This window comes from Pseudomonas mangiferae (genome assembly GCF_007109405.1).
In the GTDB taxonomy this organism is placed as follows: domain Bacteria; phylum Pseudomonadota; class Gammaproteobacteria; order Pseudomonadales; family Pseudomonadaceae; genus Pseudomonas_T; species Pseudomonas_T mangiferae.
On record NZ_VJOY01000001.1, the window covers coordinates 23,064 to 46,573 of the forward strand.

Genomic DNA, 23,510 nt, shown 5'->3' on the forward strand with positions numbered 1-23,510 from the left:
GATTACTCGGCAGAATTCGCAACGGTGGCACAACCGGGCTTGCCGGCCGCGTATTTGAGACTCGGGTCGACCAGCGCATCGAAGCGCTTGAGTGCGTCCGAGCCGATCAGCAGCGGGTATTGGAAGGCGCTGCGGTCGGTCAAGTTCACTTCTATGCTGCGCAGGGCCTTGCCCATGCAGATCTGCAGCTCGACCACCGGGCGGGCGGTGTAGGTCTTTTCGTCTTCGGGATCGTAGTCGCCGGCGCGGCGCTTGATCTTGCTGATGCGCGCCAGCGGCAGTTCGATGGGGTGGTCGTGGGCGTCGTCCAGGGCCAGGTAGAAACGCACCCAGGGCTCGCCGTCGCGCTTGAAGCGCTCGATGTCCCGGGCACTCAGGGAGGCGGTCTTGGCACCGGTGTCCAGCTTGGCCGGCACCTGCAGGGACAGGTCGGCGAGGGCGGCGTATTCGTTCAGACCATAGACGGTCTTTTCGGTGGCTTGGCTCAGGACGGGAGTACAGAGCAGGCAATACAGCAGAGCGAAAGGCGCGAGTCTCATAAGTCCTTGGGATCTGTCGCGGTCGTCGGGTAGGTATGACCGGCGAAGTCGGCCCTGGTGCCCGGCCCGTGTCGACGGCAGGCATGGCGCCTCCGTCCGGCAAGTGCGGGCGGCATTCTAGCACGGTGCTTTTCCCTGGCGACAGGCGGCAAGGTGGCCATCGGCGGTCGGATGACTTAGGCCGATGAGCGTCGATCAGTCGGATGGATTGTCGACAATCTATTCGCGGGTGTTTGACGGGCGTGCGCCCAGGGAGTAATTTGCGCGGCAACTCGAAACGAGGTGTCGACAATGAGCCTGGAAGCCCTCGACGCATCCCCGGCGTTGCCCGGTGATCCGGAAACCCTGTCCGAACACGTGTTCCGGCGCATCCAGGCGGCCATCGTGCAGGGCGAGATCGCCCCGGGCAGCAAGATCTCCGAACCGGAGCTGGCCCGTGCCTACGGCATCAGCCGCGGCCCGTTGCGGGAGGCGATCCACCGGCTGGAAGGGCAGAAGCTGCTGGTGCGCATCCCCCACGTCGGCGCCCGGGTGGTCTCCCTGAGCCACAGCGAGCTGATCGAACTCTACGAAATCCGCGAATCCCTCGAAGGCATGGCCTGCCGGCTGGCCGCCCAGCGCATGAGCCAGGGCGAGATCGACGAGCTGCGCCGGGTGCTGGACACCCACGAGCGGGACGCCGCGTTCCAGGCGGGCGTCGGTTATTACCAGCAGGAGGGCGACTTCGACTTCCACTACCGGATCATTCAGGGTAGTGGCAACCGCACCCTGACCCAGATGCTCTGCGGCGAGTTGTACCAACTGGTGCGCATGTACCGCATCCAGTTCTCCGCCACCCCGAACCGGCCGCGCCAGGCCTTCCACGAGCACCATCGCATTCTCGACGCCATCGCCGACCGTGACGGCGAACTGGCCGAGCTGCTGATGCGCCGGCACATCGCCGCGTCCAAACGCAACATCGAGCGTCACTACAACGGCCCCAGCGCCACCGACAAGAACGTCACGCCACGAGGTGAGTCATGAGTCAATCCGCTACCCGTTCCAGCCCCGGCCAGCGCTTCCGCGACGCGGTCGCCAGCGAGCGTCCGCTGCAGATCGTCGGCACCATCAATGCCAACCACGCGCTGCTGGCCCAGCGCGCCGGCTTCAAGGCCATCTACATCTCCGGCGGCGGCGTGGCCGCCGGCTCCCTGGGGGTGCCCGACCTGGGCATCACCGGCCTGGACGACGTGCTCACCGACGTGCGCCGCATCACCGACGTCTGCGACCTGCCGCTGCTGGTGGACGTGGACACCGGCTTCGGCTCCTCGGCGTTCAACGTCGCCCGCACCGTGCGCTCCATGAACAAGTTCGGCGCCGCCGCCATCCATATCGAGGATCAGGTGGGCGCCAAGCGCTGCGGGCACCGGCCGAACAAGGAGATCGTCTCCCAGCAGGAAATGGTCGACCGCATCAAGGCTGCGGTTGACGCCCGCCTGGATGACAGCTTCGTGATCATGGCGCGCACTGACGCCCTGGCGGTGGAGGGGCTGGAGTCGGCCCTGGACCGCGCTGCCGCCTGCATCGAAGCGGGCGCCGACATGGTGTTCCCCGAGGCCATCACCGAGCTGCAGATGTACAAGCTATTCGCCGACAAGGTGAAGGTGCCGGTGCTGGCCAACCTCACCGAGTTCGGCGCCACGCCGCTGTTCACCGTGGACGAGTTGCGCGAAGTGGGCGTGGCCATGGCCCTCTACCCGCTGTCCGCGTTCCGCGCCATGAACAAGGCGGCGGAGAACGTCTTCACCGCCATTCGTCGCGACGGCAGCCAGAAGAACGTGGTGGACACCATGCAGACCCGCATGGAGCTCTACGATCGCATCGACTACCACCGTTTCGAGCAGAAGCTCGATGCGCTGTTCGCCCAGAACAAATGACCCGGCGCGGCCGCCTGGCCGCCGCCGCCTCTGCCCCTCCGGCCGCCCTCGCGGCCGGTCTGCATGAAGAAAGAAGGAGAATGCCATGGCTGAAGCAAAGGTATTGAGCGGCGCGGGCCTGCGCGGCCAGGTGGCCGGGCAGACCGCTCTGTCCACCGTGGGCCAGTCCGGCGCCGGGCTCACCTACCGCGGCTATGACGTCCGCGAGCTGGCCGCGGAGGCCCGCTTCGAGGAAGTCGCCTACCTGCTGCTGTACGGCGAGCTGCCCAACGCCGAGCAACTGGCCGGCTACCTGAAGAAACTCCAGGGCCTGCGGGACCTGCCCCGGGAGCTGCGCGAAGTGCTCGAGCGCATCCCGGCCAACGCCCACCCCATGGACGTGATGCGCACTGGCGCGTCGATGCTCGGCAATCTGGAGCCGGAGCAGGACTTCTCCCGCCAGAACGACGTGGCCGACCGCCTGCTGGCGGCCTCCCCGGCGATCATGTGCTACTGGTACCGCTTCACCCACCAGGGCGTGCGCATCGCGTGCACCAGCGACGAGGAATCCATCGGCGGGCACTTCCTGCACCTGCTGCATGGCAAGAAGCCCAGCGAACTGCACCGCAAGGTGATGGACGTGTCGCTGATCCTCTACGCGGAGCACGAGTTCAACGCGTCCACCTTCACCGCCCGGGTCTGCGCGTCCACCCTGAGCGACCTGTATTCCTGCGTGACCGGGGCCATCGGCTCCCTGCGCGGGCCGCTGCACGGCGGCGCCAACGAGGCGGCCATGGAGCTGATCGAGCGCTTCGCCCGCCCCGAGGATGCGGTGACCGAGCTGTTGGCGATGCTGGCGCGCAAGGACAAGATCATGGGCTTCGGCCATGCCATCTACCGGGATTCCGACCCGCGCAACGAGGTGATCAAGGCCTGGTCGAAGCGCCTGGCCGACGAAGTGGGCGACACCGTCCTCTACCCGGTCTCCGAAGCCATCGACAAGACCATGTGGGAGCAGAAGAAGCTGTTCCCCAACGCCGACTTCTACCATGCCTCGGCGTACCACTTCATGGGCATTCCCACCAAGCTGTTCACGCCGATCTTCGTCTGCTCGCGGACCAGCGGCTGGTGCGCCCACGTGTTCGAACAGCGCGCCAACAACCGCATCATCCGCCCGAGCGCCGAGTACACCGGTGTCGAGCAGCGTCCGTTCGTCAGCCTCGACAAACGCTGAGCGGAACCGGGGCCCGCTCCGGCGGGCCCCGTCGCTCGAGCCCATTAGAACGATTCCGTGATTGAGTCCTGTGCCATGAACACCGCAAACCGCAAGCCTTTGCCGGGCACCTCGCTGGATTACTTCGACACCCGCGCCGTGGTCGACGCGATCCAGCCCGGGGCCTACGACACATTGCCCTACACCTCGCGGGTGCTGGCCGAGAACCTGGTCCGCCGCTGCGATCCGCAGACCCTGGTGGAATCGCTCAAGCAGCTCATCGAGCGCCGCCGCGACCTGGACTTCCCCTGGTTCCCGGCCCGGGTGGTGTGCCATGACATCCTTGGCCAGACGGCCCTGGTGGACCTGGCCGGCCTTCGCGATGCCATCGCCGAGCAGGGTGGCGACCCCGCCATGATCAACCCGGTGGTGCCGACGCAACTGATCGTCGACCACTCCCTGGCGGTGGAATGCGGCGGCTTCGACCCGGACGCCTTCGCCAAGAACCGCGCCATCGAGGATCGCCGCAACGAGGACCGCTTCCACTTCATCAACTGGACCAAGAAAGCGTTCCAGAACGTCGACGTGATTCCCCCGGGCAACGGCATCCTCCACCAGATCAACCTGGAGCGGATGAGCCCGGTGATCCAGGCCCGCGAGGGCGTGGCCTTCCCGGACACCCTGGTGGGTACGGATTCCCACACCCCCATGGTTGACGCGCTGGGTGTGATCGCCGTCGGTGTCGGCGGCCTGGAGGCGGAAAGCGTGATGCTCGGCCGGGCCTCCTGGATGCGCCTGCCGGACATCATCGGCGTCGAGCTGACCGGCAAGCCGGCGCCGGGCATCACCGCCACCGACATCGTCCTCACCCTCACCGAATTCCTGCGCCAGTCCCGGGTGGTCGGCGCCTACCTGGAGTTCTACGGGGAGGGCACCGCCAACCTGACCCTGGGCGACCGCGCCACCATCGCCAACATGGCTCCAGAGTTCGGCGCCACCGCGGCGATGTTCTACATCGACCAGCAGACCATCGACTACCTCAAACTCACCGGGCGCGAGGACGAGCAGGTGGCGCTGGTGGAAACCTACGCGCGGCAGACCGGCCTGTGGGGCGAGACCCTGGCCGGTGCGGTGTACGAGCGGGTGCTGCACTTCGACCTGTCCAGCGTGGTGCGAACCCTGGCCGGCCCGTCCAACCCGCATCGCCGGCTGCCGGTGTCGGCCCTGGCCGAGCGGGGGATCGCCGGCCAGTGGGAGGAGGTGCCGGGGCAGATGCCCGATGGCGCGGTGATCATCGCCGCCATCACCAGCTGCACCAACACCAACAACCCGCGCAACATGGTGGCCGCCGGCCTGCTGGCGCGTAACGCCAATCGCGCCGGGCTGACCCGCAAGCCGTGGGTGAAGAGTTCCCTGGCGCCCGGCTCCAAGGCCGTGGCGCTGTACCTGGAGGAGGGTGGCCTGCTGCCCGAGCTGGAGGCCCTGGGCTTCGGCGTGGTGGCCTTTGCCTGCACCACCTGCAACGGCATGTCCGGCGCGCTGGACCCGGCGATCCAGCAGGAAATCATCGACCGCGACCTGTATGCCACCGCCGTGCTGTCCGGCAACCGCAACTTCGACGGGCGTATCCACCCCTACGCCAAGCAGGCCTTCCTCGCCTCGCCGCCCCTGGTGGTGGCCTACGCCATCGCTGGCACCATCCGCTTCGACATCGAGAAGGACGTGCTCGGCCATGACGCCAGCGGCAAGGAAATCCGCCTGAAGGACATCTGGCCGAGCGACGCGGAGATCGACGCGGTGGTGGAGGCCTCGGTGAAGCCGGAGCAGTTCCGCAAGGTGTACATCCCCATGTTCGCCGTCCAGGAAGGCAGCGCCGAGGACGTCAGCCCGCTGTACCCGTGGCGCGCCATGAGCACCTACATCCGGCGCCCGCCCTATTGGGAAGGCGCCCTGGCGGGCGAGCGCAGCCTCAAGGGCATGCGCCCGCTGGCGGTGCTGCCGGACAACATCACCACCGACCACCTGTCGCCGTCCAACGCCATCCTGGCGAACAGCGCCGCGGGCGAATACCTGGCGAAAATGGGCCTGCCAGAGGAGGACTTCAACTCCTACGCCACCCACCGCGGCGACCACCTGACCGCCCAGCGCGCCACCTTCGCCAACCCGCAGCTGGTCAACGAGATGGCGGTGGTGGATGGCCAGGTGAAGAAGGGCTCCTTGGCCCGGGTCGAGCCGGACGGCACGGTCATGCGCATGTGGGAGGCCATCGAGACCTATATGGCGCGCAAGCAGCCGCTGATCATCATCGCCGGTGCCGACTACGGCCAGGGCTCGTCCCGTGACTGGGCGGCCAAGGGCGTGCGCCTGGCGGGGGTCGAGGCCATCGTCGCCGAGGGCTTCGAGCGCATCCACCGCACCAACCTGATCGGCATGGGCGTCCTGCCCCTGGAGTTCAAGCCGGGCACCGACCGCAAGACCCTGGGCATCGACGGCAGCGAGACCTACGACGTGGTGGGCGAGCGCACGCCCCGGGCCGACCTGACTCTGGTGATCCAGCGCAAGGACGGCGAACGCCTGGAGGTGCCGGTCACCTGCCGGCTGGACACCGCCGAGGAAGTCTCGATCTACGAGGCCGGTGGCGTACTGCAGCGGTTTGCCCAGGACTTCCTGGAGTCTGCGGTGGCGGCGACCGCCGCGGCCATGTCGGCCACGGTGTAAGACATGATCGCTGTCCGCCTGGCGCGACGCCAGGCGGACAGCGATCTGAACTCAACCGGCCCTGCGCGCGGTCCGCGCGGGGCGTTTTCAGGAGCCTGAGTATGGCGTTCCCTCCCCAGATCCGCATTCCCGCCACCTACATGCGCGGCGGCACCAGCAAGGGCGTGTTCTTCCGCCTGCAGGACTTGCCGCCCGCGGCGCGCCAGCCCGGGCCGGCCCGCGACGCGCTGCTGCTGCGGGTGATCGGCAGCCCCGACCCCTACGGCAAGCAGATCGACGGCATGGGCGGGGCCACTTCCAGCACCAGCAAGACGGTGATCCTGTCCCGCAGCGAACGCCCCGGCCACGACGTGGATTACCTGTTCGGCCAGGTCTCCATCGACACCGCCTTCGTCGACTGGAGCGGCAACTGCGGCAACCTGTCGGCGGCGGTGGGCGCCTTCGCCATCGCCAGCGGGCTGGTGGATGCCGCCCGGGTCCCCCGGGACGGCACCTGCACCGTGCGCATCTGGCAAGCCAACATCGGCAAGACCATCGTCGCCCATGTGCCCATGGCCGGCGGCGAGGTGCAGGAAACCGGCGACTTCGAGCTGGACGGCGTCACCTTCCCGGCGGCCGAGGTGCAACTGGAGTTCCTTGACCCGGCGGACGAGGGCGAAGGCGAGGGCGGCGGCGCCATGTTCCCCACCGGCAACCTGGTGGATGACCTGGAGGTGCCGGGCGTCGGCACCTTCAAGGCCACCCTGATCAACGCGGGCATCCCCACGATCTTCGTCAACGCGGCGGACATCGGCTACACCGGCAGCGAGCTGCAGGACGCCCTCAACGGCGATGCTGAGGCCCTGCGGCGCTTCGAGACGATCCGCGCCCACGGCGCCGTGCGCATGGGCCTGGTCGCCTCCCCGGAAGAGGCCGCTCGGCGCCAGCACACGCCGAAGGTCGCCTTCGTCGCCCCGCCCACGGACTACCTCGCCTCCAGCGGCAAGGCCGTCGCCGCGGGTGACATCGATCTGCGGGTGCGCGCCCTGTCCATGGGCAAGCTGCACCACGCCATGATGGGCACCGCGGCCGTGGCCATCGGCACCGCCGCGGCCATCCCCGGCACCCTGGTGAACCTGGCCGCTGGGGGCGGCGAGCGCAGCGCGGTGCGTTTCGGCCACCCCTCCGGCACCCTGCGGGTCGGCGCCGAGGCGCGACAGGCCGGCGGCCAGTGGACAGTGACCAAGGCGATCATGAGCCGCAGCGCCCGGGTGCTGATGGAAGGCTGGGTGCGCGTGCCCGGCGACACTCTGCCCACCACCTGAACTGAAGGCGCTGCCCGACAGCGCCTCGCCTACAACAACGATTCGACCCGCCTGATCACGAGGACCCCCACCGACCTTCATTCCAGGAGTGAGCCATGAGCGCCAACGTCGATCTCAACCATCGTCCCAACTACGACCAGGTCCTGCAGGACATCGCCGACTATGTGCTGGAGTTCCCCATCGCGTCCGCCGAGGCCCTGGACACCGCCCGCAATTGCCTGATGGACACCCTGGGCTGCGGCCTGCTGGCGCTGCGCTTCCCGGAGTGCACCAAGCACCTCGGGCCGCTCGTGGAAGGTACGCAGGTGCCCCACGGGTCGCGGGTGCCGGGTACGTCGTTCCGCCTCGATCCGGTGAAGGCGGCCTGGGACATCGGTGCGATGGTGCGCTGGCTGGACTACAACGACACCTGGCTGGCGGCGGAATGGGGACACCCCTCCGACAATCTCGGCGGGATTCTGGCCGTGGCCGATCACCTTTCCCAGAAACGCGTGGCCGCCGGCGAGGCGCCCCTCACCATGCGGACGGTGCTGGAAGCGATGATCAAGGCCCACGAGATCCAGGGGGTGATGGCCCTGGAGAACGCCTTCAACCGGGTCGGCCTCGACCACGTGCTACTGGTGAAGGTGGCCTCCACCGCGGTGTGCGCCCGGCTCATGGGGGCGGATCGCGGGCAACTGCTCGCGGCGCTGTCCCAGGCGTTCGTCGACGGCCAGGCGCTGCGGACCTACCGCCATGCGCCCAACGCCGGCTCGCGCAAATCCTGGGCGGCGGGTGACGCCTCCAGCCGCGGCGTGCGCCTGGCGGACATCGCCCTGCGTGGCGAGATGGGCATTCCGGGCGTCCTCACCGCGCCCCAGTGGGGCTTCTACGACGTGCTGTTCAGCCATACCAACCAGGACCTGGCCTCCAAGCCGGCGGAGCGCCGCCGGTTCGGTTTTCCCCAGGGCTATGGCACCTACGTGATGGAGCACGTGCTGTTCAAGATCCGCTTCCCGGCGGAGTTCCACGCCCAGACCGCCTGCGAGGCAGCGGTGATCCTGCATCCGCTGGTGCGGGACAAGCTGGCACTGATCGAGCGGATCGTCATCACCACCCAGGAGTCGGCGATCCGCATCATCTCCAAGGTGGGCCCCCTGACCAACGCCGCCGACCGCGACCACTGCATCCAGTACATGGTGGCGGTACCGCTGCTCTACGGGGACCTGGTGGCGGAGCACTACGAAGACGATTTCCATGCCAGCCATCCGTTGATAGACCGGCTGCGGGAGAAAATGGAGATCGTCGAGGACCCGCGCTACAGCCGCGAATACCTGGAGCCGGACAAGCGCTCCATCGCCAACGCCGTGCAGGTCTTCTTCAATGACGGCACTTGCACCGACAAGGTGGCAGTGGAGTATCCCATCGGCCATCGCCGGCGCCGCACCGACGGCATCCCGCTGCTGGAGGAGAAGTTCAAGGCGAACCTGGCGACCCGCTTCCCGGCCCAGCGCTGCGCCGAGCTCTTCGCCCTGTGCACCGACCAGGCGAGGCTGGAGGCCACGCCGGTCCACCGGTTCATGGACCGGCTGGTGATTTGAAGCCGCTACTCAGCGGTGGCCGGCGCTGAGCAGCAGCCCGCCGGCGCCGACGAAGAACGCACCGGTGGCCCGGTTGAGCCGGGTCACCCCGCGGGGCGTGCGGATCAGCCGGCGGATCTGCCGGCCGAACAGGCCGTACACCAGCGAGGCGCAGAACTCGGTGACCAGGTAGGTCCCGCCGAGGTAGACGAACTGCTCGGCTGCCGGCAGCTCCGGCTTGATGAACTGCGGGAAGATCGCCGCGAACAGCAGGATCGCCTTGGGGTTGCTGATGCCCACGAGGAATTCCTGCAGCGACAGCCGCCACAGGCTCGGGGCCACCGTGGGCGCGCCGCCGGATACGTCCTGAGCCAGGTCGAGGCCGCTGAACGCGCGGCTGCGCCAGGTGCGGATGCCCAGGTAGAGCAGGTAGGCCGCGCCCACCCACTTGATCACCGTGAACGCGGTCTCCGAGGCCAGCAGCATCGCCCCCAGGCCCACGGCGGAAACGAAGAGGAAAATCGCATAGGCCACGGCGCGGCCGGTGGTGGCCAGCACCGCGCTGGCGACCCCGTGACGAATGCCGTGGTTCAGCGCACAGAAGTTGTTCGGCCCCGGTGTCAGGGCGATCAGCAGGGCTACCGGAAAGAACAGTACTGCGTCCATCAGGGTCATGGTCATTGCCCGCCGATCGAAGGGGAGGGGGTTACTTCAGGCGGCGTTCGACGCCTTTTTCCACGAGGATCTTCGCGGAAATCTCTTCCACCGAGAAATGCGTGGAGTTGATGTACGCGATGTTCTCGCGACGGAACAGGCCTTCCACCTCGCGCACTTCGAACTCGCACTGGGCGTAGCTGGCATAGCGGCTGTTGGGCTTGCGCTCGTGGCGAATGGCGGTCAGGCGGTCCGGGTCGATGGTCAGGCCGAACAACTTGTCCCGGTACGGCTTGAGGGACGCCGGCAGCATCAGGCGCTCCATGTCGTCTTCGGTGAGCGGGTAGTTCGCCGCACGAATGCCATATTGCATCGCCATATATAGGCAGGTGGGTGTCTTGCCGCAGCGGGACACACCGACCAGGATCAGGTCCGCCTTGTCGTAGTAGTGAGTTCTGGCCCCGTCATCGTTGTCCAAGGCGAAATTCACCGCCTCGATGCGCTCCATGTAATTGGAGTTGTGCCCGATGGAATGGGACTTGCCGACGGAGTAGGACGAGTGCGACGTGAGTTCCTGTTCCAATGGTGAGAGAAAGGTCGAAAAGATATCGATCATGAACCCGTTGGAAGTCGCCATGATGTCGCGAATTTCCTGGTTCACGATGGTGTCGAAGATGATCGGCCGCGCGCCGTCCGCCTCTGCGGCGGTATTGATTTGCTGTACCATGGCGCGCGCTTTGTCCACCGTATCGATATACGGCCGGGTAAGTTTGGTGAACGTGATGGTTTCGAACTGCGCCAGGAGACTTTGGCCGAGGGTTTCGGCGGTGATGCCGGTGCCGTCGGAAATGAAGAAAGCGGTTCGTTTCATAAACGCCAAAGCCTTAAGGTAGGAACGATTCTTGGCTATGATAGGCCCGCTTCGTCTGGGGCCATTGCAGCGCGGCATTGTGACTTATTTTTTGGGGCTAACGCCAGAATCCAGCGGAGCCGCTCCACCCGTGCAGTTGCGAGCGTTTCCCATATTAAGTGGAGAGATCACCTTGGTAGAGTACGTAGTTTCCCTCGATAAGCTCGGCGTCCACGATGTTGAGCGGGTAGGGGGCAAGAACGCCTCGCTGGGCGAGATGATCAGCAACCTCGCCGGTGCCGGTGTTTCCGTACCCGGTGGTTTCGCCACCACCGCGCAGGCGTATCGCGACTTCCTCGAGCAGAGCGGCCTCAACGACCGCATCCATGCCGTGCTCGACGCTCTCGACGTCGACGACGTCAATGCCCTGGCCAAGGCCGGCGCGCAGATCCGCCAGTGGATCATGGACGCCGAGTTCCCCGCCCAACTGGACGCCGACATTCGCACCGCTTTCACCGAGATGGCCGGCGACAACGCCAACATGGCGGTCGCGGTGCGCTCCTCGGCCACCGCGGAAGACCTGCCGGACGCGTCCTTCGCCGGCCAGCAGGAGACCTTCCTGAACATCCGCGGCGTGGACAACGTGATCCGCGCGGCCAAGGAAGTCTTCGCCTCCCTCTTCAACGACCGCGCCATCGCCTACCGCGTGCACCAGGGCTTCGACCACAAGCTGGTGGCCCTGTCCGCGGGTGTGCAGCGCATGGTGCGTTCGGAAACCGGCACCGCCGGCGTGATGTTCACCCTCGACACCGAGTCCGGCTTCCGCGACGTGGTGTTCATCACCGGCGCCTACGGCCTGGGCGAGACCGTGGTGCAGGGCGCCGTCAACCCGGACGAGTTCTACGTGCACAAGCCGACCCTGGAAGCCGGCCGCCCGGCCATCCTGCGTCGCAACCTGGGCAGCAAGGCCATCAAGATGATCTACGGCGAAGAGGCCAAGGCCGGCAAGTCGGTGAAGACCGTCGAGGTGGATCGCGCCGACCGCGCCCGCTTCGCCCTCAGCGACGAGGAAGTCACCAACCTGGCCCGCCAGGCCCTGATCATCGAGAAGCACTACGGCCGTCCCATGGACATCGAGTGGGCGAAGGATGGCGACGATGGCCAGCTCTACATCGTCCAGGCGCGCCCCGAGACCGTGAAGAGCCGAGCCAGCGCCACCGTGATGGAGCGCTACCTGCTCAAGGAAAAAGGCAAAGTATTGGTGGAAGGCCGCGCCATCGGCCAACGCATTGGCGCCGGCCCGGTGAAGGTGATCCACAGTGTGGCGGAGATGGACAAGGTCCAGCCCGGCGATGTGCTGGTCTCCGACATGACCGACCCGGACTGGGAACCGGTGATGAAGCGCGCCAGCGCCATCGTCACCAACCGCGGCGGCCGGACCTGCCACGCGGCGATCATCGCCCGCGAACTGGGCATCCCGGCGGTCGTGGGCTGCGGCAACGCCACCTCGATTCTGCAGGACGGCCAGGAAGTGACCGTTTCCTGCGCCGAGGGCGATACCGGTCTGATCTACGAAGGCCAGCTGGGCTTCGATGTGCGGAAGAACTCCGTGGATGCCATGCCCGACCTGCCGTTCAAGATCATGATGAACGTGGGCAACCCCGACCGGGCCTTCGACTTCGCCCAGTTGCCCAACGAAGGCGTCGGCCTGGCTCGCCTGGAGTTCATCATCAACCGCATGATCGGCGTGCACCCCAAGGCGCTGCTGAACTTCGCCGGCCTGCCGGCCGATGTGAAGGAAAGCGTCGAGAAGCGCATCGCCGGCTACGGCGACCCGGTGGACTTCTACGTCGAGAAGCTGGTGGAGGGCGTCAGCACCCTGGCCGCCGCATTCTGGCCGAAGAAGGTCATCGTGCGCCTGTCGGACTTCAAGTCCAACGAATACGCCAACCTGATCGGCGGCAGCCTCTACGAGCCGGAAGAAGAGAACCCGATGCTCGGCTTCCGTGGCGCCTCCCGCTACATCAGCGAATCGTTCCGCGACTGCTTCGAACTGGAATGCCGGGCCATGCGCAAGGTGCGCGACGTCATGGGCCTGACCAACGTCGAGCTGATGGTGCCGTTCGTGCGGACCCTGGGCGAAGCGAGCCAGGTGGTCGACCTGCTGGCCCACTACGGCCTCAAGCGCGGCGAGAACGGCCTCAAGGTCATCATGATGTGCGAGCTGCCGTCCAACGCCCTGCTGGCGGAGGAGTTCCTCGAGTTCTTCGACGGCTTCTCCATCGGCTCCAATGACATGACCCAGCTCACCCTCGGCCTGGACCGCGATTCGGGCATCATCGCCCACCTGTTCGACGAGCGTAACCCGGCGGTCAAGAAGCTCCTGGCGAACGCCATCCGCGCCTGCAACGACACCGGCAAGTACATCGGCATCTGCGGGCAAGGCCCCTCGGACCATCCGGACCTGGCCAAGTGGCTGATGGAGCAGGGCATCGCCAGCGTCTCGCTGAACCCCGACTCGGTGCTGGACACCTGGTTCTTCCTGGCGGAAAACCCGCAGGCCTGACCGTTCAACCTTAGCGACAGGGCGGGGCTTCGACCCCGCCCTTTTTTGTGCACGAGATTCATGCAAAGCAGCAGCGAGCTATTCCCCGTGGCGCTGGTGAGCGCCGAACTGCGCCGAGACCTCACCGAAGACGTCTATTTACTCAAACCCAACAACAGCCCCGACCTGACCGTGGAGCTGGCCGTTACCCGGCTGGGGTTGCTGGGCCGCGAATCCCGGCGAGGCGTGCCGGTGATCCTGGTCCATGGCAGCTTTTCCAACCGGCGGTTCTGGTATTCGCCCAAGGGCATCGGGCTCGGTCCCTATCTGGTACGGGCCGGTTTCGACGTGTGGATTGCGGAAATGCGCGGGCACGGGCTGTCTCCGCGCAACCAGGCCTACACCCGCAACCGGGTCGCCGACTACGCCCGCTACGACCTGCCGGCCCTCGGCGCCTTCGTGGCCGAGCAGAGTGGCCAGGCCCCCCACTGGATCGGTCATTCCCTGGGCGGCATCACCCTGGCCGCTGCCCTGGGCGGTGGCCATCTGCAGACAGAGCATGTGGCGTCCCTGGCGATGCTGGGGAGCCAGGTGAGCCGTGGCCACTGGCTGCTGAAGTGCCCGCCGGTGGAGGGACTGGCCCGCCTGGTCCTGCGCCGCTCCGGCGAAGTGTCCGGTCCGCGCTGGCGGCGAGGGCCGGAACACGAACCCGCCGGCGTGGTGCTGGAAAGCCTGCGCTGGCATGGGCTGTTCGGCCGCTTCGGCGAGGGGCGAACGGACTGGACCGCCGGACTCGCCCAGGTGTTTTCGCCGGTGCTGGCCCTGGCTGGCGAAGGGGATCGACAGGACCCGCCCGATGCCTGTCGTGCGCTGGCGGAACGGTTCGGCGGGGCCGTTCGCTTCCTTTCCCTCGGTCGCTCCCAGGGCTTCGAAACGGACTATGGCCATGTGGACATGGTGGTCAGCAAGCCCGCGGAACGGGAAGTCTGGCCCTTGCTGGTGAACTGGCTTCACCACGGCGACTTGCCGGCGGAGTCGCCCACGGGCTAAAAGAGGAAGCCGCGGCCAGAAGGAGAGAGGCATGTTCCTGGCACTCGAGCGCCTGATCCGCCTGGAAGAAGGGTACCGACAGGTCTTCCAGGTCCAGGGCCGACAGATTCTGCTGATCGTCGTGGATAACCAGCCCATCCTGCTGGAGAACCGCTGCCCCCACCAGGGCGCTCCCTTGCACAACGGTACCCTCGACGGTAGGGTGCTGCGCTGTCCCCGCCATGGGTTCGCCTTCGACCTGGGCAGCGGGGCGGCGCTTGATGCGCCATGCGCCCCTTTGCGATTGCTGGCCCCGGCCTATGACGGCGACCGTATCGGTCTCGACCTCTAGCCTTCTCAGGAGAATCCCATGCAATACATCACGCCCGACTTGTGCGATGCCTACCCGGAACTGATCCAGGTCGTCGAACCCATGTTCAGCAACTTCGGGGGGCGCGATTCCTTCGGGGGCGAGATCGTGACCGTGAAGTGCTTCGAGGACAACTCGGTGGTCAAGGACCAGGTGGATCAGCCCGGCAAGGGCAAGGTGCTGGTGGTGGATGGCGGCGGTTCGCTACGGCGTGCCCTGCTGGGCGACATGCTCGCGGAGAAGGCGGCGAAGAATGGCTGGGAAGGCATCATCGTCTATGGCTGCATCCGCGACGTGGACGTGATCGCCCAGACCGAGCTCGGGGTCCAGGCCCTGGCCAGCCATCCGCTGAAGACCGACAAGCGGGGGATCGGCGACCTCAACGTGCCGGTCACCTTTGGCGGGGTCACCTTCCGCCCGGGCGAGTACGTCTACGCCGACAATAACGGCATCATTCAATCTCCCAAGCCGCTGCAAATGCCGGAATGACCCGTGGACGCACAGGAGCAGCAGTACGCCCTGTGGGGGCTGGTACACGGATACGTGCTGGACGGCCGAGGTGGCGCCCGCGCGCTCAAGGCTGACGAGGCCATGAACGTGCAGTTGCAGCCAGGGGAGTCCCTCTGGCTGCATTGGGATCGTAGTCACCCGCGGGCCCAGCATTGGCTGCGCTCCGACAGCGGCCTGAGCGAGTTCGCCTGCAATCTGCTGCTGGAGGAAGGCACCCGTCCCCGGGTGGTGCCGTTGCCTGGGGATGAGCTGCTGCTGTTCCTGCGAGGCGTCAACCTGAACCCCGGTGCCGAGCCCGAGGACATGGTCGCCGTGCGCATCTTCGCCGATGCGAGCCGGGTCATCTCGCTGCGGCTGCGGCCGTTGCGCGCCACCGACGCGCTCGTCGACGAATGGGCGAAAGGTAGCGGGCCGAAGAATGCCTCGGAGTTGGTCCTGTACCTCGCCCACTACCTCACTGACAAGGTGGACGGCCTGGTGGTGGAGCTCTCCGAGCAGATCGATGCCGAAGAGGAGGGCATCGACAACGATGAGCGCTACACGCCGGATCACGGCCTGATGCTGCAGGTGCGTCGGCGGGCCGCCGGGCTGCGCCGTTTCCTGGCACCCCAGCGGGACATCCACACGCACCTGGTGCGTCATCCCCAGCCCTGGTTCGACGAGGATGACATCCGCTACTGGAATGAGTTGAGCAACCGGCTCACCCGCTACCTGGAAGAGCTGGAGCTGATCCGCGAGCGGGTGGGGCTGGTGCTGGAGTCAGAGCACCGGCGAATGGGCGAGCGGACCAACCGCACCATGTACTTGCTGGGGATCGTCACTGGTTTCTTCCTGCCCCTCAGCTTCATCACCGGCCTGCTGGGCATCAACGTCGGCGGCATGCCGGGTGCAGAGGCGCCCCACGGCTTCGCCTATGCCTGCGCTCTGATCCTGCTGGTGGCGTTGTTCCAGTGGTGGCTGTTCCGGCGCTTGCGCTGGCTCTGATGTGACCCCGGCACCGGTGGTTGCGTCTAGCCGACATATTCAACGCGAGGTGGACATGCGCGATCCGTTCGAAGAATCACTGCGTGACCTGCTGAAGACCTCTTCCAGCGTCCATGACGACGACGCCACTCTGGGTCGGGTGCTCAAGACCGCCAATCGCCAGGTCGGCGCCGGCGATCTGTTCAGCCTCATGGGCCACTGGTTCTCCGCCCTGATGATCGCGCTGAACAACGGCTCGGCCCATCTGGCGCCCGTTTCCCGCCGCACCCCCGCTTCCCGCTCCGCTGACAAGGCTGACTGATATATGGAATTCGATCCCTGGACCCAGAGCCTGGTAAATGCCATGACCACCATGTGGGGCTCGGTGGCGGCCTTCATACCGCGGCTGTTCGGCGCGCTGGTGGTGGTCCTGCTGGGCTTCGTCGTGGCCAAGCTGCTCGACACCCTGCTCTCCAAGCTGCTGGCCAAGCTGGGTCTGGACCGGCTGATGGCGGGCACCGGACTCACCAAGATGCTGGCGCGCGTCGGCATCCAGGTCCCGGTCTCGACGTTGATCGGCAAGATCGTCTATTGGTTCGTGCTGCTGATCTTCCTGGTTTCGGCGGCGGAATCCTTGGGCCTGGAACGCGTATCCGCCACCCTCGATGTGTTCGCGCTGTACCTGCCCAAGGTATTCGGGGCTGCCCTGATCATGCTGGCCGGGGTGCTCTTGGCCCAGCTGGCCAACAGCCTGGTGCGTGGCGCCGCCGAAGGGGTGGGGTTGGAGTATGCAAGTGGCCTGGGGCGAATCGCCCAGGTCATGGTGGTGATCGTCAGCCTGTCGGTCGCCATCGGCCAGCTGGAAGTCAAGACCGAGCTGCTGAACTACATCATCGCCATCGTGCTGATCTCCATCGGTCTGGCGGCCGCTCTAGCACTGGGGCTGGGAAGTCGCGAGATCGCCGGGCAGATTCTTTCCGGCATCTACGTGCGTGAGCTGTTCGCAGTCGGTCAATGGATAAAGGTGGGCGATCTCGAAGGTCATATCGAGGAGATCGGCACGGTCAAGACCGTCTTGCTGACCGAGACGGGAGAACTGGTCTCCGTTTCCAATCGTCTGTTGCTCGCTCAACGGGTTAGTAGCCGCTGACGGCCCGTCCGTTCTGGTAATGTATGCCGTTTGCCGACGCCGGGCTCAGCCTGTGCGTCGGCCTTGACCTGACTGCCGGCCCGATTCGTTTGAACAAGCAATCGCTTTCCCAGCGCTACGACCCACGCGAGCTTACGGATGAGGAGCTGGTGCAACGCGCCCATGGCGAGTTGTTTCACGTGACGCGGGCCTACGAGGAGCTGATGCGGCGTTACCAACGCACTCTCTTCAACGTATGTGCAAGATATTTAGGGAACGAGCGCGACGCGGACGATGTCTGCCAAGAGGTGATGTTGAAGGTGCTCTACGGGTTGAAGAACTTCGAGGGAAAATCAAAGTTCAAGACGTGGCTCTACAGCATCACTTACAATGAATGCATCACCCAGTACCGCAAGGAGCGACGTAAACGCCGCTTGCTGGATGCATTAAGTCTCGATCCCTTGGAAGAGGCATCGGAGGAGAAGTCGCCCAAACCCGAAGAACGTGGCGGACTGGACCGCTGGCTGGTCCATGTGAATCCGATCGATCGGGAGATTTTGGTGCTACGCTTTGTCGCGGAGCTGGAGTTTCAGGAAATTGCTGACATCATGCATATGGGCCTGAGCGCGACGAAGATGCGTTACAAGCGGGCTCTGGATCGGCTCCGTGAAAAATTTTCAGGTATGATCGAAACTTAGTCGGGCAAATTTGCCTCTTATCCACGGGCGGGTTCTGGTAAACTCGCTGATCAAGTTGTCCAAGGCTTGTCCGGCAACTTACTCACCACCATGATGGGGATTTACGGATGAAACTGAAGAACACCTTAGGCGTTGTCATTGGCTCTCTGGTTGCCGCAACTTCGCTCGGCGCGCTGGCCCAAGGCCAAGGCGCAGTCGAGGTGGAAGCTTTCGGTAAGCGCTATTTCACCGACAGCTCTCGTGACCTGAGCAACGGCAATCTCCTCGGCGGCTCCGTTGGCTACTACCTGACCGACGATGTCGAACTGGCCTTGTCCTACGGCGAGTTCCACGATATCCGTTCGGAAAATGATACTGGCAACAAAAACATCAAGGGCAGCCAGACTGGCCTCGATGCCATCTATCATTTCGGTCAGCCTGGCCCGGGCCTGCGTCCGTACGTTTCTGCCGGTTTCGCCCATCAGAGCATCAGCAACGTTCCGCCGCGCACTGGTCGTGACCACAGCACCTTCGCCAACATCGGCACCGGTGTTAAGTACTATTTCACCGAGAACTTCTACGCTCGCGCCGGCCTCGATGGCATGTACAACATCGATGCCAACGAAGGCGAGTGGGCCGCTGCTGTCGGTGTTGGTCTGAACTTCGGTGGTTCGACCAACAAGAAAACCGCTGTTGAAGCTGCTCCGGAGCCGGTTGCTGACGTCTGCTCCGACAGCGATAACGACGGCGTTTGCGACAACGTCGACAAGTGCCCGGGCACCCCGGCCAACGTGACCGTCGACGCCGATGGTTGCCCGGCCGTAGCTGAAGTCGTTCGCGTCGAACTGGACGTGAAATTCGACTTCGACAAGTCCAAAGTCAAAGAAGAAAGCTATGGCGACATCAAGAACCTGGCTGACTTCATGAAGCAATACCCGCAAACCTCCACCACCGTCGAAGGTCACACTGACTCCGTCGGTACCGACGCCTACAACCAGAAACTGTCCGAGCGTCGTGCCAACGCTGTTCGTGACGTGCTGGTCAACCAGTATGGTGTCGAGCGTAACCGCGTTCAGTCCGTCGGCTACGGTGAGTCCCGTCCGGTCGCTGACAACGCTACCGACGCTGGCCGCGCTGTGAACCGTCGCGTAGAAGCTGAAGTAGAAGCCCAAGCCAAGTAATTGGCCTAGGTAGAAAAGCCCGGCTTAGGCCGGGCTTTTTTTCGCCTATAAAACAAGCTTTGTATCAAACAGTACCGAGCTTGATACATATACATGCCGAGCCTTACTTCTGGGTTCTGTCCATGTAAATCATAAAGTTGGCACTTTGCTTTCTACCGTCTGACTAATCCTTGGCCTGCCCGTCGAGGATAACGCGGTGATCAATTCTAACCTTGAAAACAAAACATTCCTGATACTGCTGATCGCGGTATCCCTCGCCTTTGGCTGGATACTCCTGCCGTTCTATGGCGCCGTCTTCTGGGCAGTCATCTTGGCGGTGCTGTTCACACCGCTGCAGCGCAGGATCGCTCGACGATTCCGGACCGAGCGAAACGCGAGTTCGTTGATCACCTTGAGCATTTGCCTGGTGGTGGCCATCCTGCCGATGATCTTCGTCGCCATCGTGATGGTCCAGCAGGCCACCGACCTCTACCAACGCTTCGAAACGGGTGACATCAACCTCAGCTACTACCTGAGCAAGTTCAGGGGCATGCTGCCTTCCTACTTCCAGTACCAGATGGATCGGCTGGGGATGAGCAACTTCACCGGTCTGCGGGACAAGGCCGTCAGCGGGGCGATGCAGGGTGGGCAGGTACTCGCCAAGCAGGCGATGACCTTTGGCCAGAATACCTTCGATTTCATCGTCAGCTTCTTCATCATGCTGTACCTACTGTTCTTCTTCCTGCGCGACGGGCCCGAACTGGTCCGTAAGATTCGCATGGCCGTCCCTCTGGCGGACCAGCACAAGCGTCGCCTGCAGCTGAAGTTCACCCGGGTGGTGCGCGCCACGGTCAAGGGCAACCTGGTCGTGGCCATCACCCAAGGCGCCTTGGGTGGTTTCATCTTCTGGGTGCTGGATATCCCCAGTTCACTGCTATGGGGTGTATTGATGGCGTTTCTGTCGCTATTGCCCGCGGTAGGCTCGGGCTTGGTCTGGGCACCGGTCGCTGTGTATTTCCTGGCCACCGGCGCCATCTGGCAGGGGATCGTGCTGGGGCTTTACGGCATCTTCGTCATCGGCCTGGTGGATAACGTGCTGCGCCCGATCCTTGTGGGCAAGGACACCAAGATGCCGGATTACCTCGTGTTGATCTCTACCCTGGGTGGCATGGCGATCTTCGGCCTGAACGGGTTCGTGGTAGGTCCCTTGGTGGCGGCCTTGTTCATGTCCACCTGGGGTCTCTTTACCGAGAACAAGCAGGTCATCCAGCTGCCGCGCTGAGCCTGACCATCACCCAATAAAAAAACCCGGCCTGAGCCGGGTTTTTTTATTGCTGCCGTCTTCAGGGCTGCAGGGCCACCAGGGTCGCCTGTTGTGCCAGGTCCAGCAGGGGCTGTGGGTAGACCCCTAGGAAGAAGGCGAGGAGGGCGACCAGTACCAGCATGATCCCGCCGGCGCGCTGGCCCCAGTTGAAAGGCGCATCGTGGCGGCGCAGGGTCGGCTCGATCATGAACAGCGTGACCATGACCCGCAGGTAGTAGTAGACGCCGATGGCGCTGCCGACGATGAGCGCACCGATCAGGACCCATAGCCCCGATTCGACCCCTACGGCGATCACGTAGAACTTGCCGATGAAGCCCGCCGTCAGCGGAATACCCGCCAGGGACAGCATCATCACCGTGAGCACGGCAGTGAGGTACGGGCGGCGCCAGAACAGGCCACGGTACTCGTAGAGGGCGTCGGCATCGCGACCGTTGTAGGGCGTGGACATCAGGGTGATGACGCCGAACGCACCCAGGCTGGTCAGGACGTAGGTGGCCAGGTACACGCCGATGGCTTCCACCGCCATGCCCTTGCTGGCGATGAGCGCCACCAGCAGGTAGCCGAAGTGAGCGATGGAGGAATAGCCCAGCAGGCGCTTGAGGTTGTTCTGGGTTAGGGCCAGCAGGTTGCCGAACAGGATCGAGGCGATGGCGATCACGCTCAGCATGTCGTTCAGCCAGCCACCCGCTGTGGCCGGGGACAGCTGGTACAACCGCAGCAGGACGGCAAATACCGCGACCTTGCTGGCGGTGGCAAGGAATGCCGATACCGGTGCCGGCGCGCCCTCGTAGACATCCGGGGTCCACAGGTGGAAGGGAACCAGAGACAGCTTGAACGCCAGGCCCACCAGCATCAGGCCCATGCCGATCTGTACCAGCAGCGTTTGCCCCGCTCCAGCCGCCAGCGATGCACCGATACCGGCGAAGCTCAGGCTGCCGGACTCTGCATACAGCAACGCCATGCCGAACAGCAGGAACGCCGAACCGGCGGCCGACAGCACCATGTACTTGATGCCGGCTTCCAGGGAACGCTTGTTGAAGAAGGCGTAGGCGATCATGCCGTAGGTGGGTACGGACAGCAGTTCTAGGCCGATGAACAGGCCGGCCAGGTGCTGGGCGCAGACCAGGACCAACCCGCCCGCGGCGGAAAGCAGGATCAGCAGGTACAGCTCTTCCTTATTGCCGGGGTATCCGCGGACCGACTCGCTACCGGTGCCTACGGTGGCTTCGCCGAGGTAGGCGTGGGTCAGTGTGACGCACGCCAGGGTGGCGATCAGGATGATCGCCATGTAGTAGCAGGCGAAGCGGTCGACTGCCAGCAGGGGCGTGACCGCCTGCGGAGTGGTCCCGAGTACCGGCAGGATCGACAGCAAGGCCAGGTTGAGGCCTACCACCGACAGCGTGAAGGTCCAGGTGTGGTGCCGCTTCCAGGCGATGGCCAGCATCACCACGACGATCGTGGCGCAGGTGACCAGCAGCGGCAGCAGGGCGATGACATGTTGCGAAGTGAATTCCATGACGCTACTTACCGGGCCGATACGTGGGAGAAAGCCGCGCTCATCCACTGCTGCACGCCATGCATGCTCGCCGCGGAGGTATCCAGCACAGGCTGCGGGTAGACCCCGAGGAGGATCAGCAGGACCGCGAGGCCCAGCACCATGACCAGTTCACGGGACTTCATCGCCATTAGCGGATGGTCGTCCTTGACCGGCCCGAAGTAGGCGCGGTGGATCATGATCAGGGAGTACACCGAGCCGAACACCAGACCGCTGGCGGCGATGGAGGCGACCCAGGGGAAGCCCTGGAAGGAGCCAGTGAGAATCAGGAACTCACCGACGAAGTTGCCCGTGCCCGGCAGGCCCAGGGCCGCCGCGGCAAAGAACAAACTGATGGCCGGGAGGTAGGGCAGGCGGGCCCAAATGCCACCCATCTGGCGCATATCCCGGGTGTGCAGGCGCTCGTAGAGTTGGCCGCAGAGAATGAACAGCGCGGCGGCGGACAGGCCGTGGGCCACCATCTGTACCACCGCGCCCTGCATGGCCAGCTGGCTGCCAGAGTAGATGGCGATCAGCACGAAGCCCATGTGGGAAACGCTGGAGTAGGCCACCAAGCGCTTGATGTCGGTCTGGGCAAAGGACAGCAGTGCGCCGTAGAGAATGGCGAACACGCCCAGCCACATGGCAATGGGGGCGAACTCCGCCGACGCATTGGGGAACAGCGGCAGGGCGAAGCGCAGCAGGCCGTAGGCCGCGGTCTTCAGCAGGATGCCGGCCAAGTCCACGGAACCGGCAGTCGGTGCCTGGGCGTGTGCGTCAGGCAACCAGGAGTGCAGCGGGACCACCGGGAACTTGACCGCGAAGGCGATGAAGAAGCCCAGCATCAGCACGTATTCGGTGGTATGGGACAGCGGGGTCTTCAGCAGGTCGGCGTAATTGAAGGTCAGCACGCCGGTCGCGTTGTAGTTCACCAACACCAGGCCGACGATCGCCGCCAGCATCACCAGGCCGCTGGCCTGGGTGTAGATGAAGAACTTGGTGGCGGCGGTGATACGGGTCTTGCCCTCGCTTCCGCTATGACCCCAGAGCGCGATGAGGAAGTACATCGGCACCAGCATCATTTCCCAGAAGAAGAAGAACAGGAACAGGTCCAGGGCCAGGAACACGCCGACCACACCGCCGAGAATCCACATCAGGTTGAGGTGGAAGAAGCCGACGTGCTTCTGGATCTCATTCCACGAGCACAGCACTGACAACACGCCGAGCAGGCCGGTGAGGGTGATCATCAGCACCGACAGGCCGTCCAGGGCCAGGTGTACGTTGATGCCGAAGCGCTCGATCCAGCGCACCTTGAACTCGAACGCCCAGGCCTGTTCGGCGCCGGGCGCCGGGGCCCGGGCGAAATCGCCGGTGCCCCACAGCCAGAGGCCGAGGCCCAGCAACAGGACCATGGAGAGCAGCGCGATCCAGCGCGGCAGGGTGGAGCCGAAGCGCTCCGCCAGCCAGCACAGGAGGCCGCCGATGAAGGGGATCAGGATCAGCCAGGGCAGAATCATGACGGGCTCAATTCCTTTCG

General features: G+C 64.8%; 21 protein-coding genes. 16 read left to right on the top strand and 5 right to left on the bottom strand.

Going from position 1 to position 23,510, the window contains the following annotated elements; translation table 11 throughout:
- Positions 1-2: 2 nt before the first annotated feature.
- Positions 3-539, bottom strand: coding sequence for a retropepsin-like aspartic peptidase RloA (rloA, locus tag FM069_RS00100; protein ID WP_143486095.1), 537 nt, complete (start codon positions 537-539; stop codon positions 3-5).
- Between the two features lie 291 nt (positions 540-830).
- Here rloA and FM069_RS00105 point away from each other — a divergent pair, with 291 nt between their 5' ends.
- The 6 genes from FM069_RS00105 to prpD all read left to right on the top strand — a co-directional run bounded on the left by FM069_RS00105 (position 831) and on the right by prpD (position 9,249).
- Positions 831-1,562 carry a GntR family transcriptional regulator gene (locus FM069_RS00105; RefSeq protein WP_143486096.1) on the top strand — a complete coding sequence of 244 codons (732 nt, stop codon included), beginning with the start codon at positions 831-833 and terminating at the stop codon, positions 1,560-1,562.
- Positions 1,559-2,455, top strand: a complete 897-nt coding sequence (gene prpB / locus FM069_RS00110; RefSeq protein ID WP_143486097.1) for a methylisocitrate lyase — start codon at positions 1,559-1,561, stop codon at positions 2,453-2,455. Before FM069_RS00105 ends, prpB begins: the two co-directional genes overlap by 4 nt.
- A gap of 85 nt (positions 2,456-2,540) precedes the next feature.
- Entirely contained in the window at positions 2,541-3,668 is a 1,128-nt protein-coding gene (gene prpC / locus FM069_RS00115; RefSeq protein ID WP_143486098.1) for a bifunctional 2-methylcitrate synthase/citrate synthase, read from the top strand.
- 75 nt (positions 3,669-3,743) lie between these two features.
- Positions 3,744-6,365 carry a Fe/S-dependent 2-methylisocitrate dehydratase AcnD gene (gene acnD, locus FM069_RS00120; protein WP_143486099.1) on the top strand — a complete coding sequence of 874 codons (2,622 nt, stop codon included), beginning with the start codon at positions 3,744-3,746 and terminating at the stop codon, positions 6,363-6,365.
- A 101-nt stretch (positions 6,366-6,466) separates the two neighbouring features.
- Positions 6,467-7,669, top strand: coding sequence for a 2-methylaconitate cis-trans isomerase PrpF (prpF, locus tag FM069_RS00125; protein ID WP_143486100.1), 1,203 nt, complete (start codon positions 6,467-6,469; stop codon positions 7,667-7,669).
- A gap of 95 nt (positions 7,670-7,764) precedes the next feature.
- Entirely contained in the window at positions 7,765-9,249 is a 1,485-nt protein-coding gene (gene prpD, locus FM069_RS00130; protein ID WP_143486101.1) for a 2-methylcitrate dehydratase, read from the top strand.
- Between the two features lie 9 nt (positions 9,250-9,258).
- Here the strand turns inward: prpD and FM069_RS00135 are convergent, their stop codons facing one another.
- Positions 9,259-9,909 carry a LysE family translocator gene (locus FM069_RS00135; protein ID WP_233281945.1) on the bottom strand — a complete coding sequence of 217 codons (651 nt, stop codon included), beginning with the start codon at positions 9,907-9,909 and terminating at the stop codon, positions 9,259-9,261.
- Between the two features lie 25 nt (positions 9,910-9,934).
- Complete coding sequence (ppsR, locus tag FM069_RS00140) at positions 9,935-10,753, bottom strand: posphoenolpyruvate synthetase regulatory kinase/phosphorylase PpsR (protein ID WP_143486102.1); 819 nt, start codon at positions 10,751-10,753, stop codon at positions 9,935-9,937.
- A 172-nt stretch (positions 10,754-10,925) separates the two neighbouring features.
- Between ppsR and ppsA the strand changes: the two genes are divergently transcribed.
- The 10 genes from ppsA (at position 10,926) to FM069_RS00190 (ending at position 20,397) form a co-directional block, all read left to right on the top strand.
- Positions 10,926-13,298 carry a phosphoenolpyruvate synthase gene (gene ppsA / locus FM069_RS00145; RefSeq protein ID WP_143486103.1) on the top strand — a complete coding sequence of 791 codons (2,373 nt, stop codon included), beginning with the start codon at positions 10,926-10,928 and terminating at the stop codon, positions 13,296-13,298.
- A 60-nt stretch (positions 13,299-13,358) separates the two neighbouring features.
- Complete coding sequence (locus FM069_RS00150; protein WP_143486104.1) at positions 13,359-14,327, top strand: alpha/beta fold hydrolase; 969 nt, start codon at positions 13,359-13,361, stop codon at positions 14,325-14,327.
- A 31-nt stretch (positions 14,328-14,358) separates the two neighbouring features.
- Positions 14,359-14,658: a Rieske (2Fe-2S) protein gene (locus FM069_RS00155; RefSeq protein WP_143486105.1), complete on the top strand. Its 300-nt coding sequence runs from the start codon at positions 14,359-14,361 to the stop codon at positions 14,656-14,658.
- A gap of 18 nt (positions 14,659-14,676) precedes the next feature.
- Positions 14,677-15,165 carry a ribonuclease E activity regulator RraA gene (rraA, locus tag FM069_RS00160; protein WP_143486106.1) on the top strand — a complete coding sequence of 163 codons (489 nt, stop codon included), beginning with the start codon at positions 14,677-14,679 and terminating at the stop codon, positions 15,163-15,165.
- Positions 15,166-15,168: 3 nt separating this feature from the next.
- Positions 15,169-16,170 (top strand): zinc transporter ZntB, encoded by a 1,002-nt coding sequence (locus tag FM069_RS00165; protein ID WP_233281946.1) that lies wholly within the window; start codon positions 15,169-15,171, stop codon positions 16,168-16,170.
- 49 nt (positions 16,171-16,219) lie between these two features.
- On the top strand, positions 16,220-16,471 hold the full coding sequence (locus tag FM069_RS00170; RefSeq protein ID WP_178106618.1) for a CrfX protein: 252 nt from the start codon (positions 16,220-16,222) through the stop codon (positions 16,469-16,471).
- A gap of 3 nt (positions 16,472-16,474) precedes the next feature.
- Positions 16,475-17,299 (top strand): mechanosensitive ion channel family protein, encoded by an 825-nt coding sequence (locus tag FM069_RS00175; protein ID WP_143486108.1) that lies wholly within the window; start codon positions 16,475-16,477, stop codon positions 17,297-17,299.
- A gap of 89 nt (positions 17,300-17,388) precedes the next feature.
- Complete coding sequence (sigX, locus tag FM069_RS00180; protein ID WP_143486636.1) at positions 17,389-17,976, top strand: RNA polymerase sigma factor SigX; 588 nt, start codon at positions 17,389-17,391, stop codon at positions 17,974-17,976.
- A 107-nt stretch (positions 17,977-18,083) separates the two neighbouring features.
- Positions 18,084-19,136, top strand: a complete 1,053-nt coding sequence (locus FM069_RS00185) for an OmpA family protein (RefSeq protein WP_143486109.1) — start codon at positions 18,084-18,086, stop codon at positions 19,134-19,136.
- Positions 19,137-19,332: 196 nt separating this feature from the next.
- Positions 19,333-20,397 carry an AI-2E family transporter gene (locus FM069_RS00190; protein ID WP_143486110.1) on the top strand — a complete coding sequence of 355 codons (1,065 nt, stop codon included), beginning with the start codon at positions 19,333-19,335 and terminating at the stop codon, positions 20,395-20,397.
- Positions 20,398-20,458: 61 nt separating this feature from the next.
- Here the strand turns inward: FM069_RS00190 and nuoN are convergent, their stop codons facing one another.
- Together nuoN and nuoM are read right to left on the bottom strand one after the other, a co-directional pair.
- A complete protein-coding gene (gene nuoN / locus FM069_RS00195; RefSeq protein ID WP_143486111.1) occupies positions 20,459-21,955 on the bottom strand; it encodes an NADH-quinone oxidoreductase subunit NuoN in 1,497 nt (498 codons plus the stop codon).
- A gap of 8 nt (positions 21,956-21,963) precedes the next feature.
- Complete coding sequence (gene nuoM / locus FM069_RS00200) at positions 21,964-23,490, bottom strand: NADH-quinone oxidoreductase subunit M (RefSeq protein ID WP_143486112.1); 1,527 nt, start codon at positions 23,488-23,490, stop codon at positions 21,964-21,966.
- Positions 23,491-23,510 lie beyond the last annotated feature (20 nt).